The sequence below is a fragment of the Ramlibacter cellulosilyticus genome (genome assembly GCF_014297465.1).
Taxonomy (GTDB): domain Bacteria; phylum Pseudomonadota; class Gammaproteobacteria; order Burkholderiales; family Burkholderiaceae_C; genus Ramlibacter; species Ramlibacter cellulosilyticus.
In genome coordinates this window covers 205799-223798 of record NZ_JACORT010000003.1, presented here as the reverse complement: position 1 = coordinate 223798, position 18000 = coordinate 205799, and the positions used below count along the sequence as shown (strand labels likewise).

Below are 18000 nucleotides of genomic sequence, written 5' to 3'. Positions count from 1 at the left end.
TCCCGGCGCAACCCTGTGTAGGTTGTTTCCTGCCGCGTTGCGAGCGCCCTAGGTTGCTCCTGGCGCGTAACCGCGGGGTAAGCCCCGTGTTGCCCGTTGGTGAAGTTTTCATGGTCCGGCGATGGGCGGTCAGCGCGCGAGGCGCAGCGGCTTGCCCTGGTTGCCCGCCGGCGCCGGGATGCCGAGGATCCCGGCCAGCGTGGGCGCGATGTCCGCGATTTCCGCGCGCGCGTCGCGCGGCCCTGCATGCACCCAGCTGGGGCCCCACGCCAGCAGCGGCACGTGCGTGTCGTACTCGTAGGGCGAGCCGTGCGTGCTGCCCGCATTGCCGAACATCCAGTACGGCTGCAACGCGTACTGCACGTCGCCGGAGACGTCCGGGTGCCAGGTGTTGCGCATCGCCTCGAACAGGGGCGCCCCGGCGCGGCTGCCGCTCGCGAGTTCGCGGCGCGTGTACGCGGCGGCGATCGGCGGCTGCGCGAGCAGCGCTTCGCGCGCGGCGTCGGCGACGGCGTCCAGCGCGAGTCCGCGCGCGGCGAGCTGCTTGCGATCGATCACCAGCGCGGAGGCGGACATCGCCTGCACGAGCCGGGGCGCGTCGAAGCGCTTTTCCAGCGCCGCGTTCACGGCGGCCAGGAGCTGGCTGCCCGAGAGCCGGCCGGCCGACAGGCCGCGCGCCTGGCTCACCTCCGGCGCAGGCATGAAGCCATGGTCGGCCGTCAGCACGGCGAGGTAGCGGTCGCGGCCCACGGTGCGGTCCAGGTCCGCGAAGAAGGCCTGCAGCAGGCGGTCGAGGTGCAGCAGGTGGTCGTGCGACAGGCGCGACTCCGCGCTCCACTGGTGGTTGACGTAGTCGTGCCCCGAGAGGCTGATGGCGAGGATGTCGGGCACGTCGTCCGCTCCGAGCTTCTCCCCCGCGATCGCGGCGCGCGCGAAGTCCAGCGTGAGTGCGTCGGCGAAGGGGCTGGCGAGCAAGGCGCCGTAGAACTTCGGCCCGGGAGCCTCATCGGCGGCGCCCATCTTCATCGGCAGGCGGCCGGGGCGCGGGAACCAGGGCTGGTTGTCCGGCAGCGAGCGCGCGTAGGCCTCTTCCGCGAGCAGGGGCTTCCACTCCGCATGGAAGAAGCGGTCGGCGGGCTTCGCGCCGTTGAACGCCTGTACCCAGCCCGGATGCTCTCGCATGTAGTAGCTGCTGGAGGCGAAGCCGCCGCTGTCGCTCATGTACATGTACGCGGTGCCCGCATGGCCCGCGGGCAGGATGGCGCCGCGGTCCTTGCCCGACACGGCCAGCACCTTGGCGCGCGGTTCCGCCTTGCGCAGCACGTCGCCGAGCGTCTCCACCTTCAGGTTGCGCGGGCTGGTGCCGTCGAGCGGATCGGTGAGGTGGCCGATGTACTCCGCGAGCGGGTCGCCGGTGCAGTAGACCTGCTGGCCGGTGGCGATGTCCAGCCACTGGTTGCCGATGATGCCCGTGCGGTGCGGATACGCACCGGTGAGCAGCGTCGCATGGCCTGCCGCCGTCACGGTGAAGGCGTAGCCATAGTGCGCCTGCTCGAACGAGGCGCCGCGCGCGAGGAAGCGCGCCAGGCCGTCGGGTGCGAGCTGGTCCCGGTAGGCGGCCACCTGCCGCTGCGGCAGGCCGTCCACGACGAACAGCACGACGAGCCGCGGGCGCTCCGTCGCGGCGAACGCAGGCGACGCGGCGAGCCAGGCGGCGAGGGCAAGCGCGATCCAGGCGCGCAACAGGGGGGCGATCCTCATGGGCCGCGAGCCTAACCCATGGCCGGGGATGCCCGTCTAGTGGCTCTCGCCGGCCGGCGCGGCGCCCGGGACCCGGCCGCTCACGATGTAGATGCCGCCGAAGCCGCGCGTCTGCACCTTCAGGTCCCGCAGCCGCTTCGCCAGCATCGTCCAGGGCTGCTCCAGCCCCTCCATGCAGGTGACGGAGTACATCGCGGCACCGAGCACGAACAGGTTGGCGGGCAGCATCCACGGCGGCGCCCACTGCAGGCCGGCGGCGACCACGTGGGCGCCCGGCTTCAGGTGCGCGATCACGTGGTCCAGGGCGTCGGGGTCGCGCAGCACGTCGTGCGTGAAGAGGAACAGCGCCGCGTCCGCCCGGCCCTGCAGCGGCGCCTCGCCGGCGGTCGCCTCCAGCAACGCGATGCCGCTCCAGCCGCGCTGCGCGACACGCTGCCGCGCGAGCGCCATCATCTCCGGCGAGGGATCGACGCCGACGATGCGTCCCGCGGCACCGACGCGGCCGACGAGCGGGCCGAAGCTCAGGCCCGTGCCGCAGCCCACGTCGACGACGGTGTCGCCCGTGCGCACGTCCAGCAGCGCGATGGCTTCGGTGCGCACCGGCTCGAACGGCAGCAGCTCGAGGTCGTACCGCGCCGCGCGCTGCCGGTACTTGGCGTTGGAGAGGGCCGGATCGGGCCTCCGGCCCGGGCCGGAGGCCTTTGGCATGGCCCGGGCCCTAGTGGGTGATGACGACCAGCACGCTGCAGGGCGCGTGCTCGATCAGCGCCCCGGAGATGGAGCCGCGCCACCAGCGGGCGGCCCAGCTGTCCAGGTGCTTGTGGCCCACGACGATCAGGTCCGCGTCGATCTTGCGCGCGTACTTGACGATCTCGTCGATCGCCTCGCCGGTGACCACCTCGCCGCGCGCGCTGAAGCCCGCCTCCTGCAGGCGGTGCAGGCCGTCGTCGAGGACGCCGCGGTATTTCTTCTTCTCGCGCTCCTCGAGTTCGACGTCGTAGACGCCGCCTTCGAGGCCGACGAAGCTCATGGCGGATGGCATCACGGCCACGAGGTGGAGTTCCGCATGGCTCCACTGCGCCACGTCGCGGCAGTCGAGCAATGCCTTCTGGCCGGCATCGGAGCCGTCATAGGCCAGCAGGATCTTCTTGTATGTCGCCATCGCAAGCCCCCAAGGACGTACCGCGGCAACATGCCCCGGTTCGGCGAAATGTAGCCCGCGCATGCCGTCTTGGGCAACGCGGGCGCGTACGTTGTAACCCTTAGAGGCGCTGCCCGGTGGGGTTCGCTTCGCTCACCTTCCGCGGCTTCGCCGCGCCACCCTACATCCATGGCAGGCGCCGCACCTCGTAGGGTGGCGGCGCGGCAGCGCCGGAAGGTGAGCGAAGCGCACCCCACCGACTAGCAGGCGATCAAGGAAGGCAGCACGCCCGTCTCGAAGTGCTGGTCCACCACGTCCGCGAGCCGCTCGAACACCGTGTCCAGCGTCGGCACCGCGGCGCCGAACAGCGCCTGGAGCACCTGCGGCTGCTCGAACAGGCCGTGCAGGTACACGCCCAGCACGTTGCCTTCCGCGTTCTGCCAGCCCAGGCCGTCGGCCAGGGCCACGCGGCCGGCGGCCATGCCGGCGTGCTGCGCCGTCTGCCCGGTGTGGATCTCGTAGCCTTCCACGCGCAGGCCCGACAGCGCCCGCCATGCGCCGGCGAGCGGCGCGAAGGCCACGCTGGTGCGCTGCACGGTCTTGGCCGGCAGGAACTGCGTGACCAGCGGCAGCAGGCCCAGGCCCGGCACGTTGCCGGCGATGTCCTGCGGGTCGATCAAGGCTTCGCCCAGCACCTGCAGGCCGCCGCAGATGCCCAGCACACGCCCGCCGGACTGCGCGAAGCGCGCGATCGCGCTGTCCAGGCCCTGCGCGCGCAGCCACGCGAGGTCCGCGATCGTGTTCTTGGAGCCGGGCAGGACCACCCAGTCGGCGCCGTCGAGGGCCGCGGGCGTGCGCGCCCAGCGCAGGCGCAGGCCGGGCACGTTGGCGAGCGGCTGGAACTCGTCGAGGTTGCTGATGCGGGGCCAGGCGACGACGGCGACGGTGAGCTGCGTGTCGCCGGCGGCGGCGCGCGTGTCGAACACGCCGTCCTCCTCCGGCAATCCGTGCTGCCAGACCATGGGGATCGTGGCGACGGTGGGCACGCCGGTGAGCCGCTGCAACTGCTGCGGCGCGGGGTCCAGCAGCGCGGGGTCGCCGCGGAAGCGGTTCAGGACGAAGCCGCGCAGCAGCGCGCGCTCTTGCTCCGGCAGCAGCGACCACGTGCCGTAGAGGTGCGCGAACGCGCCGCCGCGGTCGATGTCGCTCACGAGCAGGCAGCGGGCCCGCGTGTGCATCGCGACCTTCAGGTTCACGTAGTCGCTGTCGCGCAGGTTGATCTCGGCGGGCGAGCCGGCGCCTTCGATCACGACCACGTCGTTCTCCGCGCAGAGGGCATCCAGCGCCTGCCGCACGCGCGGCCACGCCGCGGCACTGCGCTCGCGCCAGGGCGTCGCGGTGAGGACCGGGTCGACCTGCCCCAGCACCACCACCTGGCTGTGCGTGTCGCTCTCGGGCTTGAGCAGCACGGGGTTCATGCGCACGTCCGGCAGCGCGCGCGCGGCCAGCGCCTGGAAGTACTGCGCGCTGCCGATCTCGCCGAGCGCGCCGCCGGCGGCGGGCACGACGCGCGCGTTGTTGCTCATGTTCTGCGCCTTGAACGGGGCGACCCGCAGGCCCATGCGCGCGTACCAGCGGCACAGCGCGGTGGCGAGCCAGCTCTTGCCCGCACCACTGTGCGTGCCGAGCACCATGACGCACATGGCCGTCATCTCAGGAATCCCCCTCCTCGCGCGGCAGCGCGACCCACCGTCCCGCGACGGGGTGCACGCGCACGCGCTGGTCGAACACCGCCTCCACCGCGCGGTGGGTGGCGGGGTCGCCGCAGGCCCCATGGTGCGCCACGCGGCCGTCCCGCAGCAAGAGCAGGTCGTCGGCCTGCAGCGCGAGGCCGATCTCGTGCAGCACGCTCACCGCGGTGCCGCCGCGCTCGACGTGGCGGCGCACGATGGCGAGCCAGTCGGCCTGGTGGGGCGGGTCGAGGTGCGACAGCGGCTCGTCCATGAGCAGGATGGGGGCACGCACGGCCAGCGCGCGCGCGAGCAGCACGCGCTGGCGCTCGCCGCCCGAGAGGCTGCCGAGCGGGCGGGCGCGCCAGTCCCAGCTCTGGGTCTCCTCCATCGCGGCGCGCACGGCGGCTTCGTCTTCCGCGCTGGCGCCGCCCAGCCAGTCCTGGTGCGGCAGCCGACCGAGCATCACGACGTCCTGCGCGAGGAGGTCTTCGGCCCCTGCTTCCGCCTGCCCGAGCCACGCCAGGCGGCGGGCGCGCTCGCGCGGCGACCATGCGGACGCTGGCCGCCCGAGCAACTCGATGGCGCCTTCCGCCGGCAGCAGTTGCGCGAGGGCCTTGAGCAGCGTCGTCTTGCCGGCGCCGTTGGGACCCGCCACCGCCGTCCAGCGTCCGGCGGGCAGTGCGAGATCGATGCCGTGCAGCACGGCGCGATCACCCAGCGCGACGCGCAGGCCGGTGCACGCGAGCGCGTTCACCGCCCCCTCCCCTGCAGCAGCACCAGCAGGTAGCCGCCACCGAGCACCGCCGTGAGCACGCCGACCGGCAACTCGCGCGGCGCGAGCAGCCACCGGGCGAGCACGTCGGCGCCCAGCAGCAGCACGCCGCCTGCGAGGCCGGAGAGCGGCAGCAGCCAGCGATGCGTCGGCTTGCACAAGGCGCGAACGAGGTGCGGGGCCATGAGGCCGATGAAGGCGACGAGGCCCACGTGGGCCACGGCGGCGCCGGTGGCCAGCGCCATCACGGCGACCAGCAGCAGGCGCACCGGCCCGAGCGCGATGCCGAGGCTGGCCGCGGTCGTCTCGCCGAGCGCGAGTGCGTCGAGCGCGCGGCTGGACACGGTGCCGATGACCGCCGTCACCGCGAGCGCGCCGGCCAGCACGCCGGTCGCGGACCAGCCGAGGAAGCCCGTGGTTCCGAGCAGGAAGGCCTGCATGGTGCGCATCAGCTCGGGCGCGAGGAACATCGCGAGCGCGGCGAAGGCACCGAAGACCATGCCGACGATCACGCCGGCCAGCAGCAGGCGCGTGGTGTGCTGCACGCCGCGGGCGAGCGCCAGGGTGACCGCCACCGCGATCGACGCCCCGGCGAACGCGGCACCCGTCATGCCGATGCGCGCGCCCCAGCTTGCGGCTGCGGCGGGGGCGGCGCCCAGCACGAGCAGCAGCACGGCGACACCGAAAGCGGCACCCGTCGCGCTCCCGAGCAGGTAGGGATCGGCCAGCGGGTTGCGGAACAGGCCTTGCGCGACCGCGCCCGCGAAACCGAGCAGCGCGCCCGCGGTCCACGCGCCGACGGTGCGGGGCAGGCGGATGTCCCACAGGATGGTGAGGCCGGCCCCGGTCTCGTCGAGCAAGGGCTCCCAGCCCATGCTGCCGACGGCGATGCCCAGCGCCAGCAGGCCGGCCGTGGCGGCGAGCAGCCAGGCAGCGACGGCGGCGGGCTGGCGGTTCGCGTTCACGGGCGGCCGTTCCCGGTGCGCAGCGTGCCGCGCAGGCACTGCACCATCAGCCGCGCGCCTTCCGCCATGCGCGGGCCGGCGCGCACCAGCACGTCGCCCTCGGCGCGCGTGAACTCGCAGGTACGGCCTGCGCGCAGCGCGCGCATGTGCTGCCAGCCGGGGCGCGTGGCCAGGCGCGCCGGTCCGTCGTCCTCGGTGAGCATGATCACGTCGGGGTCCGCGCGCACGACGAATTCTGGATTGAGCTTGGGGAACGGGCCGAGCGCGGCGGGCACGATGTTGCGGGCGCCGATGCGGGTGAGCAGTTCACCGATGAAGGAGGCTTCGGAAGCCGCGTAGGGGGCGGAACTCACTTCGAAATAGACGCGCGCGCCGCGTTGGGCCGCGGGGAGTTCCGCGGCCGCTTGCGCGACGCCGCGTTCGATCTCGCGCCACACCTGCGCGCCGTCGCGCGCGGCGAGCACCGGGCCGAGCAAGGCCAGCACGCGTTGCACGTCGGCGAAGGTGCGCGGCTCCAGCGCCAGCACCTTGAGGCCGAGGGCCTGCAGGCGCTCCAGGGCGCGGGAAGACGTGGGGACGAGCACGAGGTCGGGCCGCAGGCCGACGATGCTCTCGACGCGCGCGTCCTCGAGGCCGCCGACGTGGGGGAGCGCGCGGACGGAGGCGGGGTGGTTGGAGAAATCGTCGACGCCGACGAGGCGGTCGCAGGCGCCGAGGACGCAGGTGAACTCGGTGAGCGAGGGGAGGAGGGAGACGATGCGCTGGGGGGCACGCGCGATGTCGACGCGCTGGCCGAGATCGTCGGTGACGGTGAGGGCGTGCGATGCCGTGGAGAGCAGCAGGAAGAGCGCCGCAAGCACCTTACGCATGGCTGCGGCTCCATTCGACGATGATGCGGTGCAGTTGCTCGACCCCGTCGGTGAGCGCCGCGGGGCCGGGCTGCAGGATGTCGGCGGACTTGATCTCGAAGAGCTGCCGGTCGCGCACGGCGTTGACCTGGTCCCAGCCGGGGCGCGCGGCGACCTTCTCGGCGCGGAACTTCTTGCCGCACCAGGAACCGACCACGATGTCCGGATTGCGCCGCACGATCTCCGCGCCGTCGGGGACGATCCGGTCCTTGCCCAGCGCCTGCACCGCGAGTTCGGGAAAGACGTCGTCGCCGCCCGCGATGCCCACCAGCTCCGACACCCAGCGGATCGCGCTGATGTGCGGCTCGTCCCACTCCTCGAAGAAGACGCGCGGCCGGCGCGGCAGCGCGCGGCCGGCGGCTTCGACCGCGAGCAGACGGGCGCGCATGCCTTCGAGCAGCCCGAGGCCCTCCTCCGCGCGTCCGACCATGGCCGCCACCTGGTACAGCATGGCGAAGATCTCCTCCACGCTGCGCTGGTTGAAGATGGTGACCTGCACGCCCTTGCGCACGAGTTCCGCCGCGATGTCGGCCTGCAGGTCGGAAAAGCCGAAGACGCAGTCGGGCCGCAGCGCGAGGATGCGATCCATCTTCGCGCTCAGGAAGGCGCTGACCTTGGGCTTTTCCTCGCGCGCGCGGCGGGGGCGCACCGTGTAGCCCGAGATGCCCACGATGCGCGCCTCCTCGCCGAGCAGGTACAGCCATTCCGTCGTCTCCTCGGTGAGGCAGACGATGCGTCGGGGGCCGCGGGGAATGGCGATCATCCCGCCATCCTAGAACTGCACGCGCACGGATGCGGTGAACTGCCGTCCCGCCTCCGGGTAGATGCCGACGATCTCGCCACCGAAGCAGCCGAAGGCCTGCGTGTAGAACTGGCGGTCGAACAGGTTGGTCACGCCGAGCGCGAACTCCGCGTTGCGGTGGAACTGCCAGGCGTAGCGCGCATCCGCCGTCACGTGCGAGGGGATGCGGCAGGCGTTCTGGTAGTCCACGAACTGCGAGCCCACCCAGTTCACGCCGGCGTTCAGCCGATGTCCGGCCACGGGCACCCAGTCGGCACGCACGGCCAGTGCTTCGCGCGGCACCAGCGGCACGTCCTTGCCCTGGTATGGGCCGGAACGGAAGGTCGCGCGGCGCACGGCGGCATTGACCTGCAGGCCGAGCGCCGCGGTGAGCGAGTGGTTCCAGTCCAGCTCGACGCCTTCGCGCCGCGTGGGGTCGAAGTTGACGTTCGCGCCGAAGAAGGTGCGCGGCGCGTCCGGATCGAAGCCGATCTCGTCCTTCAGCGCGCTGTGGTACAGCCGCCCCTCCAGCCGGCCGGCGCCGTAGGTCCAGCGCGCGCCGGCTTCGGTGTCGGTCGACTCCTGCGGGCGCAGGGGCTCGTCCGGCCGCATGAAGGAGAACTCGTCGGCGTTCGGCAGGCGGTAGCTGTGGCCGACGCGGAACCACGCGGTCCAGTCGGTGGCGATGGGGTGGCTCAGGCCCAGCTCCCAGGCGTGCTGCCGGTCGTCCAGCACCACGCCGCCGCCGTCCTTGTGGATCTTCTCGGTGCGGGCGCCGAAGGAGGCGCGCGTGCCGGTCGCGAACACCACGTCGTCCTTCGCGAAGAGCGCGGTCGCCTCGGAGCGCGTGTCCGCGCCGAAGCTGTTGTTGGTGCGCGCCCAGTCGTTGCGGTCGACGCCCAGCACGAGGATGTTGGTGACGTTGCCGATCTTCGCCTGGTGGCGGCCCCGCACCGAGTAGTTGTGCGCCGCGACGTCGTAGTCGGCCGCGAAGCCGCCGAACTCGCTGCGCACTTCCTTGTCGCGCTGGCCGGCGTCGAAGGCGAGCTGCCAGTTGCCGACGTCCGCCTGCGCGAAGACCTGGGCGCGCTCGTTGCGGATGCTGCCGTGGTCGTTGGGGGTGTTCGATTGCGTGGGGTCCGCCGCATATTGCGCGGGCGTGAGCGAACCGGGCAGGCGCGCGTCGAGATCGTCGCGCGCCACGCGCGCGCCGAGGCGCAGCCAGTCGTCGGACCACTGGCCCGTGACGGAGCCGGCTTCCTGGTCGGAGGCGGCGTTCTGCCGGAAGCCGTCGCTCTTTCGCTTCTGCGCATCGGCGTCGATCGCGAAGCCGTTCGGCGTCACCACGGTGCCGCTCGCGCGCAGCTCGCGCAGGTGCTCGCTGCCGGCCGCGGCATACGCCGTGCCGCCGCTGGAGCGCTGCTTGCCGGCGCCGGACCGGGTCGTGATGACGATCACGCCGCCGGTGGCGCCTTCGCCGTACAGCACCGCCCCGCTGCCGCGCAGCACCTCGATGCGCTCGATCGACTCGATCGGGATGCCGGCCAGGCGCGGCGCGGCGAGGTCGCCCTCGCTCAGGCGCAGGCCGTCGAGGATCACCACCTGGTTCGCGTCGGCCGTCGCACCGAAGCCGCGCAGGTCGAAGCTGGTGTCGTTGCCGTTGGAGAGGTCCAGGCGGCCCGGCACGCCGAGCAGGCGCACGATCGCGTCGTTGACGGTCGTGGCGCCGGCGGCGCGGATCTGGTCCGCGGTGATCACGCTCACGCCGAGGGGCAGCGTGGAGGCAGGCTCGGAGAAGCGGGTCGCGGTGACGCGGGTCTCCGGAAGCGTCTGGGCCGCGAGGGGCAGGATGGAAAGCGATGCGACGGCGGCTGCGAGGCAGGCGCGCGCGCGCGGCGGATGCACGGTCTTTGTCATGGGATGCCGGATGCAAGAGGCCCGAACCGGCTTCCCCGCCGGCGTACTGGGCGATCACGGACCGCACGCTTCGCGCGCGGCCCACCTTGTTGGCCGGTATCCGGGCTGGCGGAAGGACGTTCCATCGCCTTCCCAGGGCCGCTGTTTCAGGCGGGCCCCAGTGGCTGGGTGTGATGGAAGTGGCGGATTCGGCTTGCGCGTCGCCCGCCTCCGCTTACCGTTGCGGGGGCAGCGCAGGTTGGCCGTTCGCGCGTGGCGCGGCGGGCTCCCTGCTTCCCGTTGAACTGCGGCATGCGAACCACACCGCGAGCACCAACGTTGTCGATTCTAATGCGCGGGGCTTGTACAAATCCCTACAATTCGCCCATGGCCAGTGGCTCCAACCTCGACCCCCTCGTCGAACGCGTCGAGCGCCTGCTCGTTCGCTACGAGGAGCTGCAGCGCACGAATGCGCTGCTCGCGCAGCAGGTGGAGCTGCTCACGCAGGAGCGCGACTCGCTGAAGTCGCGCCTGTCCGCCGCCCGCTCGCGCGTGGACGCCCTGCTCGAACGCCTCCCCGACCTCAACACGCCCGCATGAAGCAGCTCGAAGTCCAGATCATGGGCCAGAGCTACCTGCTCGGATGCCCCGAAGGCGGCGAACAGCGCCTGCTGGAAGCCGTGGAGAAGGTCGACTCCGCCATGTGCAAGATCCGCGACGCCGGCAAGGTGAAGGCCCGCGACCGCATCGCGGTGCTCGCGGCGCTGAACCTCGCGTTCGACACCGAGCGCAACGCCTCGCAGCAGCAGGTGCACGCGGCCAACGGCGACCCCACGGTGCCGGCCTCGCGCAGCCTCGCGGAAGACGTGCGGGTGGCGCAGCTGCTGGTGCGGCTGGACAAGGCGCTGGGCGACGACGGGCGCCTGATCTGAGGCCCTTCGGTGGGGTTCGGCGCTTCGCTGCCTCACCGCCACCCTACAACACCGCAAGGGGTCCCGCCCCTGTAGGGTGGCGCGGCGAACGCCGCGGAAGGTGAGCGCAGCGAACCCCACCGCGCGCGAAGCGCTCCCCCCAATGAAAAACGGGCTGCCACAAGGCAACCCGTTCGGAAAAGGTGTCTGCGAGCGGTACCGGACCGCATCCTGAACCGGAGTTCAGGTGGGCGAGGTCAGCAAACTGGCGTTGGGATCATCTGACGCGAGACGTTCACGCTCACCAGGCGATGTTCCAAGCCCGCGCTCAAAGAGCATTGGTTCAAGGAAATATAAAGCCCGACACACACTGCAGACGGTTTGGATTCTAGGACGCAAAACCGCGCGCGGGTGCAAATCGTTGGTGAAGCCATGAAAGCATTCCGGGCTTGACAGCGTAGGACATAGCTGAACCATGTCGTCGATGCGGCGACAATGCAGCCTTGCTTCTCCCGCACGCGCCCACAACTACAACATGTCCGCCCTGGACCCGCAGCTCGTACTCGCCCTTCTCCTGATCGGAACCTGCACCGGCTTCCTCGCCGGCCTGCTGGGCATCGGCGGCGGGATGGTCATGGTGCCCTTCGTCACGATGATCCTCTCGCACAAGGGCTTCCCTCCCGAATACACGGTGAAGATGGCGGTGGCGACCTCGCTCGCCACGATCGCGTTCACGTCCGTGTCCTCCGTGCGCGCGCACAACAAGCGCGGCGCGGTGCTGTGGTCCGTGGTGAAGGTGCTCGCCCCGGGCATCCTGCTCGGATCGCTGCTCGGTGCGCAGGTGGCGCACGCGCTGCCCGGGAAGCTGCTCGGCATCTTCTTCGCGGTCTTCGTGGCCTTCTCCGCCACGCAGATGCTGCTCAATCGCAAGCCCCAGCCCAGCCGCACGCTACCCGGGCCCGCGGCGACGTTCGGCGTCGGCACGATGATCGGCGGCCTCTCGGCGCTGGTCGGCGCGGGCGGCGCGTTCATGTCCGTGCCTTTCATGCTCTGGTGCAACATCAAGATCCACGACGCCGTCGGCACGTCGGCGGCGCTGGGATTCCCGATCGCGCTGGCGGGCACCCTCGGCTACATCTGGGCAGGCCACGGACTGCCGCAGATGCCCGCGGGATCCGTCGGCTACCTGTACCTGCCCGGCCTGTTCATCATCTCCGCGGCGAGCATGCTGCTGGCGCCGCTCGGCGCGCGCACCGCGCACCGCATGGACATCACGCCGCTGCGGAAGTTGTTCGCGGTGGTGCTGTACTGCCTCGCGGCATACTTCCTCCTGCGGTGATGGTGCGCGGCGGAGCCGCACACCATCGAAGAACGTCCCAAGGAGACCGAAAATCGCACGCATCGCCTTCATCGGCCAACAGGAATTCGGCAAGGCCGTCCTCGAAGCCTTCCTCGCCCGCGGCGACACCATCGCCGGCGTCTTCTGCATCCCCGACAAGCCGGGCGCCAGGCCCGATGCGCTGAAGGCGGATGCGCTGGCGCTCGGCCTGCCGGTGTTCACCTTCGCCAGCCTGCGCAGCCCCGAGGCCGAAGCGGCCATGCGCTCGCTCGACGCGGACCTGGGCATCATGGCCTACGTGCTGCAGTTCGCGCCGCAATCGTTCGTGAACATCCCGCGGCACGGCACGATCCAGTTCCACCCCTCGCTGCTGCCCAAGCACCGCGGCCCGTCGTCCATCAGCTGGCCCATCGCGCTGGGCGCGCGCGAGACGGGCATCACGATCTTCCGCCCCACCGACGGCCTCGACGAAGGCCCGGTCGTGCTGCAGAAGAAGTGCGAGATCGGCCCCGACGAGACGCTGGGCGAGGTCTACTTCAACAAGCTGTTCCCGCTCGGCGTGCAGGCGCTGCTGGAAGCCGCGGACCTGGTGATGGCCGGCAAGCACGGCGAACAGGTGCAGGACGAGCGCGGCGCCACCTACGAAGGGTGGATGCACGACGAGGAGGCCGAGATCCACTGGCCCGGCCACGTCGACACCATCTACAACCTCATCCGCGCGTGCAACCCCGCGCCCGGCGCGTGGATGATGCTCGCGGGCGAGAAGGTGCGCGTGTACGACTGCCGCAAGCACGTGGTGGGCCGCTTCGTCTCGCGCGGGCACAAGCCGGGCGACGTGGCGGGCGTCACGGACGAATCCATCGTGATCTGGGCGCAGGGCGGACTGATCGAGATCCTCAAGCTGCGCTCCGAAAGCGGAGGCAAGAAGACCGGCGCCGGCGAGTTCGCCCGCCAGCGCGGCCTGGCGCTCAGCGACGCCTGGCGGGAGTGGGTGCGGCCCGCCTGACGGGCTTCTTCCTCGGCTCGAGCGCCTGCTCGATCAGCCCTGCCCCGTCCGAGAGCAGGAAGTTGCGGAAGGCCTGCGCCACCGGCGGCAGGCGCTTGCCGCGCCGGCACACCACGTACCAGTTCAGCATCAGCGGGAAACCCTGCACGTCCAGCACCGTGAGGCTGCCGGACTGCAGCTCGCGGCTCACCGTGTGGGCGGAGAGGAAGCTCACGCCCATGCCCGCGATCACGGCCTGCTTGATCGTCTCCGTGCTGCGGATCTCCATCGCGATGTTCAGCCCGGGCAGCTGAGCGCCGAAGGCCTGCACCATCGAGTTCCAGGTGTCGGAGCCCTGCTCGCGCACCACGAAGGGCTCGCGCGCGATGCGCGTGACGGGAATGCGCGGCGTGCGTGCGAGCGGATGGCCGGGCGGCGCCACGATCACGTAAGGGTGCGGCGCGAAGGGCTCGGCCACCGTGTCCGCATCTTCCGGCGGACGCACCATCACCGCCAGGTCCGTGCGGTTCTCCTTCAGCTGCGACAGCAGCTCCTCGCGGTTCACGACGACGAAGTTGAAGGTGACGCCGGCGTGCCGCTGCGCGAAGTCGACCAGCAGGCGGGGGAAGAAGTAGTCGCCGGCGCTGATCACGGACACGTTCAGGCGGCCGCCCGACACGCCCTTGAACTGCGCCATCGCCTCCTCGGCCTCCTGGAACTTCTGGATGATCTCGCGGCTGGACAGCAGCATCTGCTCGCCCGCGGCGGTGAGGTGGATCTTCTTGCCCACCTGCTCGAAGAGCGGCAGCCCCGCGTGCTCCGCGAGCTTGCCCACCTGCGTGGACACGGCCGGCTGCGTGAGGTGCAGCTCCTCCGCGGCGCGCGAGAAGCTGCGGTGGCGCGCGACGGACTCGAAGACCTTCAGCTGGCGCAGGGTGGCGTTCTTCATGGGCCGATCATCCCATAACGCATGGTGAATGGAAACCATCAAATACTTTCACTATCCTTGATCGTTCCGCGCGCCTAGAGTGACCTCCATCGCAGCACCCGAACCCAAGGAGACGACGATGGCGCAGGACAAGACCCCCGGCTACACGGCCGACGACCAGCTGGATTTCTGCAGCGAGCTGGCCGCTGCGTGCGGCGGCGCCGAAGGCGTGCGCGACTGGATCCAGCGCGAGCGGCCGCACCTGCTGCGCGCCTACGACGCCGACTTCCTCGTGAACGCCGTCGAGCGTTCCCGCAGTGCAGCGCAAGCCGCGCCGCACTGAGCCTTCCCCCTTCCGCATCCGCCTCGCGCCCGCGCATTCGCCGCGGGCGTTTTCCTCTTTCGTAAGTACTCGTACGGATGCCGCGCGCGAGGCATGGGAACCTTTCACGCAGTGCTCGCGGCACGTTCCCCCGGACAAACCCTAGACGGGCTCCTCTCTTCCGAAAAATTGACCGCAGTCAAGAGAACTCGGGGCCGCTTGGTTGGACCATGCGGCCGCGGTCCCGCAATGAACGTCGGTTCATAAGTCGGCGCAGGCGGGGCGAACCACCAGGAGACAACGCGTGAGACTTTCGACCCTCAAGACCCGCATGACGATGGCCGCTTCGGCCGTCGCCGCATCGGCCGCGCTGTTCGCGGCCCCCGCTGCCCAGGCCGCCTGGGAGCCCGCGAAGCCCGTCGAATTCATCGTGCCCGCCGGCACGGGCGGCGGCGCCGACCAGATGGCGCGCCTGATCCAGGGCATCGTCGTCAAGCACAACCTCATGAAGCAGCCGCTCGTGGTGGTGAACAAGTCCGGCGGTGCCGGCGCCGAGGGCTTCCTCGACGTGAAGAACGCCAAGGGCGATCCGCACAAGATCGTCGTGACGCTGTCCAACCTCTTCACGACGCCGATGGCCACGGGCGTGCCCTTCAACTGGCGCGACATGACCCCGGTCTCGATGATGGCGCTGGACAACTTCGTGCTGTGGGTGAACGCCGAGACGCCTTACCAGAGCGCGAAGCAGTACCTCGACGCGGTGAAGGCCGGCGGCCCGAGCAAGTTCAAGATGGGCGGCACGGGCTCCAAGCAGGAGGACCAGATCCTCACCGTGGGCCTGGAGAAGGCCACGGGCGGCAAGTTCATCTACGTGCCGTTCAAGGGCGGCGGCGAGGTCGCGGTGCAGCTCGTGGGCAAGCACATCGACTCCAGCGTGAACAACCCCATCGAGGCCGTCGCGCAGTGGCGCGCGGGCCAGCTGCGCCCGCTGTGCGTCTTCGACGACAAGCGCATGCCCTATCCCGGCAAGATCACCGACAAGCAGTCGTGGCAGGACATCCCCACCTGCAAGGAAGCCGGCGTGCCCACCGACTACACCATGCTGCGCGGCATCTTCATGCCCCCGGGCGTCAGCAAGGAGCAGGTGGACTACTACACGGCGCTGCTGAAGAAGGTGCGCGAGACGCCGGAGTGGAAGGACTACATGGAGAAGGGCGCCTTCAACCAGACCTCCATGGAGGGCGAGCAGTTCAGCGCCTGGCTCGGCAAGGCCGAACAGAACCACCGCGAGCTGATGAAGGAAGCGGGCTTCCTCGCGAAGTGACCGGCCTACTCCTCCCCCCGCTGGGGGGAGGCCGGGAGGGGGGCACGCACGGCCTCCGCGCGCCCCCACCCCAACCCTCCCCCCGGGGGAGGAGCAAGACAAGACAGCGTCTGCAGGAGAACCCCCTCACATGAGCACCCCCCACGAACCCGCCGCCGAGCGCACGGGCGTCCCCACTTTCGCCGTCGAGGCCGCGGTCGCCGCGCTCGTCCTGCTGATGGGCCTGGTCGTGATCTTCGGCAGCCGCAAGCTCGGCGCCGGCTGGACCAGCGACGGCCCCGGCGCGGGCTACTTCCCCTTCTACATCGGGCTGATCCTGTGCATCTCGGGTGCGGGCGTCCTCTACCAGTCCCTGCTGGGCAAGAAGCGCAATACCGAGATCTTCGTCGACGGCGAGCAGATCCGCCGCGTGATGGCGGTGCTGATCCCCGCCGCGGTGTACGTGGGCGCGATCCAGCTGCTCGGCCTGTACGTGGCCTCCGCCATCTACATCGCCGGCTTCATGATCGTGCTCGGCAAGTTCAACAGGGTGAAGAGCGTGCTGCTCGGCGTGGTGATCGCCACGATCTTCTTCCTGATGTTCGAGGTCTGGTTCAAGGTGCCCCTCTTCAAGGGCGTGCTCAACCCGACCGGCTTCCTGGGCTACTGAGGCCTCCAGACCCCACACAACAGGCACGGCTTCCCCATGACCGAACTCAGCGCACTCTTCCACGGCTTCGCCGTCGTCCTCACGCCCATGAACTTCCTGCTCATGTTCGTGGGGATCACGCTCGGCGTGCTCATCGGCGTGCTGCCGGGACTCGGCGGCGCCAACGGCGTCGCCATCCTGCTGCCCCTCACGTTCTCGATGTCGCCCACCTCGGCGATCATCATGCTGTCCTGCATCTATTGGGGCGCGCTGTTCGGGGGCGCCATCACCTCGGTGCTGTTCAACATCCCGGGCGAGCCGTGGTCGGTGGCAACCACCTTCGACGGCTACCCGATGGCGCAGCAGGGACAGGCGGGCCAGGCCCTGACGGCGGCCTTCACCTCCTCCTTCTTCGGCGCCTTCGTCGCGGTGCTGATGATCACCTTCCTCGCGCCGATGGTCGCGAAGTTCGCGCTGAAGTTCGGTCCGCCCGAGTTCTTCGCCGTGTACCTGCTCACGTTCTGCAGCTTCGTCGGCATGGGCAAGGGCTCGCCGCTGAAGATCCTCGCGTCGATGGCGATCGGCTTCGCGCTCGCCGCCGTGGGCATGGACACGGTGACCGGCCAGCTGCGCCTCACCTTCGGCATCGAGGAGCTGATGCGCGGCTTCGACTTCCTGATCGCGGTGATCGGCCTGTTCGGCATCGGCGAGATCCTGCTGTCCATGGAGGAAGGCCTGGCCTTCTCCGGCAAGACCGCGAAGATCAGCCCCAAGGTGGTGTTCGAGACCTGGAAGCAGCTGCCGAAGTACTGGATGACCTCGCTGCGCAGCTCCGTCGTCGGCATGTGGATGGGCATCACCCCCGGCGGCGCGACGCCCGCCTCCTTCATGTCCTACGGCCTCGCGAAGAAGATGTCGAAGGACGGCGCGAAGTTCGGCACGGGCCAGATCGAGGGCGTGGTCGCGCCGGAGACCGCCGCGCACGCCGCCGGCACGAGCGCCCTGCTCCCGATGCTGGCGCTGGGCATCCCCGGCTCGCCCACCGCCGCGGTGCTGCTGGGCGGCTTGCTGATCTGGGGCCTGCAACCCGGCCCGCTGCTGTTCGTCGAGCAGAAGGACTTCGTCTGGGGCCTCATCGCCTCGATGTACCTGGGCAACCTGGCGGGCCTGATCGTGGTGCTCACCACCGTGCCGCTGTTCGCATCCATCCTGCGCATCCCCTTCTCGATCATCGCCCCGGTGATCGTGGTGATCTGCGCGATCGGTGCCTACACCGTGCACAACGCGATGCTGGACATCTGGCTGATGCTGCTGTTCGGCGTGGTCGGCTACGTGTTCAAGAAGCTCGACTACCCGCTCGCGCCGCTGGTGCTGGCGCTGGTGCTCGGCGACAAGGCCGAGGACTCGTTCCGCCAGGCCATGCTGCTGTCGCAGGGCGACCTGGGCATCCTGGTGTCCAACCCGCTGGTGGGCACCATCACCGGCCTGGCCCTGCTGCTGCTTGTCTGGCCGCTGCTCTCCAAGGCGATCGCCAAGGTGCGCAAGCCGAAGCCCACGACCTTCGCGGCCGAACAGCCGGTGGATTGAGCGAGGAAGGAACCGCGCC

At 70.4% G+C, this 18000-nt stretch carries 18 protein-coding genes and 1 riboswitch; of the genes, 8 read left to right on the top strand and 10 right to left on the bottom strand.

Annotated features, from left to right (window positions below):
* Positions 1-129 precede the first annotated feature (129 nt).
* The 9 genes from H8N03_RS09730 to H8N03_RS09690 form a co-directional block, all read right to left on the bottom strand.
* Entirely contained in the window at positions 130-1761 is a 1632-nt protein-coding gene (locus tag H8N03_RS09730; protein ID WP_187075964.1) for an alkaline phosphatase family protein, read from the bottom strand.
* Between the two features lie 36 nt (positions 1762-1797).
* Positions 1798-2469, bottom strand: a complete 672-nt coding sequence (locus H8N03_RS09725) for a class I SAM-dependent methyltransferase (protein ID WP_187075963.1) — start codon at positions 2467-2469, stop codon at positions 1798-1800.
* A 10-nt stretch (positions 2470-2479) separates the two neighbouring features.
* Positions 2480-2923 carry a universal stress protein gene (locus H8N03_RS09720; protein ID WP_187075962.1) on the bottom strand — a complete coding sequence of 148 codons (444 nt, stop codon included), beginning with the start codon at positions 2921-2923 and terminating at the stop codon, positions 2480-2482.
* Positions 2924-3162: 239 nt separating this feature from the next.
* Positions 3163-4614 carry a cobyric acid synthase gene (locus H8N03_RS09715; RefSeq protein WP_187075961.1) on the bottom strand — a complete coding sequence of 484 codons (1452 nt, stop codon included), beginning with the start codon at positions 4612-4614 and terminating at the stop codon, positions 3163-3165.
* Position 4615: 1 nt separating this feature from the next.
* Entirely contained in the window at positions 4616-5389 is a 774-nt protein-coding gene (locus H8N03_RS09710) for an ABC transporter ATP-binding protein (RefSeq protein ID WP_187075960.1), read from the bottom strand.
* On the bottom strand, positions 5386-6372 hold the full coding sequence (locus tag H8N03_RS09705) for a FecCD family ABC transporter permease (RefSeq protein ID WP_354005100.1): 987 nt from the start codon (positions 6370-6372) through the stop codon (positions 5386-5388). The genes H8N03_RS09710 and H8N03_RS09705 overlap by 4 nt, the downstream gene beginning before the upstream one ends.
* Positions 6369-7241: an ABC transporter substrate-binding protein gene (locus H8N03_RS09700; protein ID WP_187075959.1), complete on the bottom strand. Its 873-nt coding sequence runs from the start codon at positions 7239-7241 to the stop codon at positions 6369-6371. Before H8N03_RS09700 ends, H8N03_RS09705 begins: the two co-directional genes overlap by 4 nt.
* The gene (locus H8N03_RS09695) at positions 7234-8043 is read right to left on the bottom strand and encodes a cobalamin-binding protein (protein WP_187075958.1); all 810 of its coding nucleotides are present in this window, start codon (positions 8041-8043) and stop codon (positions 7234-7236) included. The genes H8N03_RS09700 and H8N03_RS09695 overlap by 8 nt, the downstream gene beginning before the upstream one ends.
* Positions 8044-8052: 9 nt before the next feature.
* A complete protein-coding gene (locus tag H8N03_RS09690) occupies positions 8053-9978 on the bottom strand; it encodes a TonB-dependent receptor (protein ID WP_187075957.1) in 1926 nt (641 codons plus the stop codon).
* Between the two features lie 74 nt (positions 9979-10052).
* Positions 10053-10310, bottom strand: a riboswitch (cobalamin riboswitch).
* 34 nt (positions 10311-10344) lie between these two features.
* On the opposite strand from H8N03_RS09690, the gene H8N03_RS09685 reads away from it, so the two are divergent.
* The 4 genes from H8N03_RS09685 (at position 10345) to H8N03_RS26615 (ending at position 13213) form a co-directional block, all read left to right on the top strand.
* Positions 10345-10557: a cell division protein ZapB gene (locus tag H8N03_RS09685; protein WP_187075956.1), complete on the top strand. Its 213-nt coding sequence runs from the start codon at positions 10345-10347 to the stop codon at positions 10555-10557.
* A complete protein-coding gene (locus H8N03_RS09680) occupies positions 10554-10889 on the top strand; it encodes a cell division protein ZapA (RefSeq protein ID WP_187075955.1) in 336 nt (111 codons plus the stop codon). Before H8N03_RS09685 ends, H8N03_RS09680 begins: the two co-directional genes overlap by 4 nt.
* 514 nt (positions 10890-11403) lie before the next feature.
* Positions 11404-12207, top strand: a complete 804-nt coding sequence (locus H8N03_RS09675) for a sulfite exporter TauE/SafE family protein (RefSeq protein WP_187075954.1) — start codon at positions 11404-11406, stop codon at positions 12205-12207.
* Positions 12208-12259: 52 nt separating this feature from the next.
* The gene (locus H8N03_RS26615; RefSeq protein WP_187076202.1) at positions 12260-13213 is read left to right on the top strand and encodes a methionyl-tRNA formyltransferase; all 954 of its coding nucleotides are present in this window, start codon (positions 12260-12262) and stop codon (positions 13211-13213) included.
* Here H8N03_RS26615 and H8N03_RS09665 read toward each other — a convergent pair.
* Entirely contained in the window at positions 13176-14141 is a 966-nt protein-coding gene (locus tag H8N03_RS09665) for a LysR family transcriptional regulator (protein WP_187075953.1), read from the bottom strand. The genes H8N03_RS26615 and H8N03_RS09665 overlap by 38 nt on opposite strands.
* 118 nt (positions 14142-14259) lie before the next feature.
* On the opposite strand from H8N03_RS09665, the gene H8N03_RS09660 reads away from it, so the two are divergent.
* From H8N03_RS09660 to H8N03_RS09645, 4 genes are all read left to right on the top strand, one after another.
* On the top strand, positions 14260-14463 hold the full coding sequence (locus tag H8N03_RS09660) for a hypothetical protein (protein ID WP_187075952.1): 204 nt from the start codon (positions 14260-14262) through the stop codon (positions 14461-14463).
* Positions 14464-14779: 316 nt separating this feature from the next.
* Positions 14780-15766, top strand: coding sequence for a Bug family tripartite tricarboxylate transporter substrate binding protein (locus H8N03_RS09655; protein ID WP_255428162.1), 987 nt, complete (start codon positions 14780-14782; stop codon positions 15764-15766).
* Positions 15767-15896: 130 nt separating this feature from the next.
* Complete coding sequence (locus H8N03_RS09650) at positions 15897-16415, top strand: tripartite tricarboxylate transporter TctB family protein (RefSeq protein ID WP_187075951.1); 519 nt, start codon at positions 15897-15899, stop codon at positions 16413-16415.
* A gap of 36 nt (positions 16416-16451) precedes the next feature.
* Entirely contained in the window at positions 16452-17981 is a 1530-nt protein-coding gene (locus tag H8N03_RS09645; protein ID WP_187075950.1) for a tripartite tricarboxylate transporter permease, read from the top strand.
* Positions 17982-18000 lie beyond the last annotated feature (19 nt).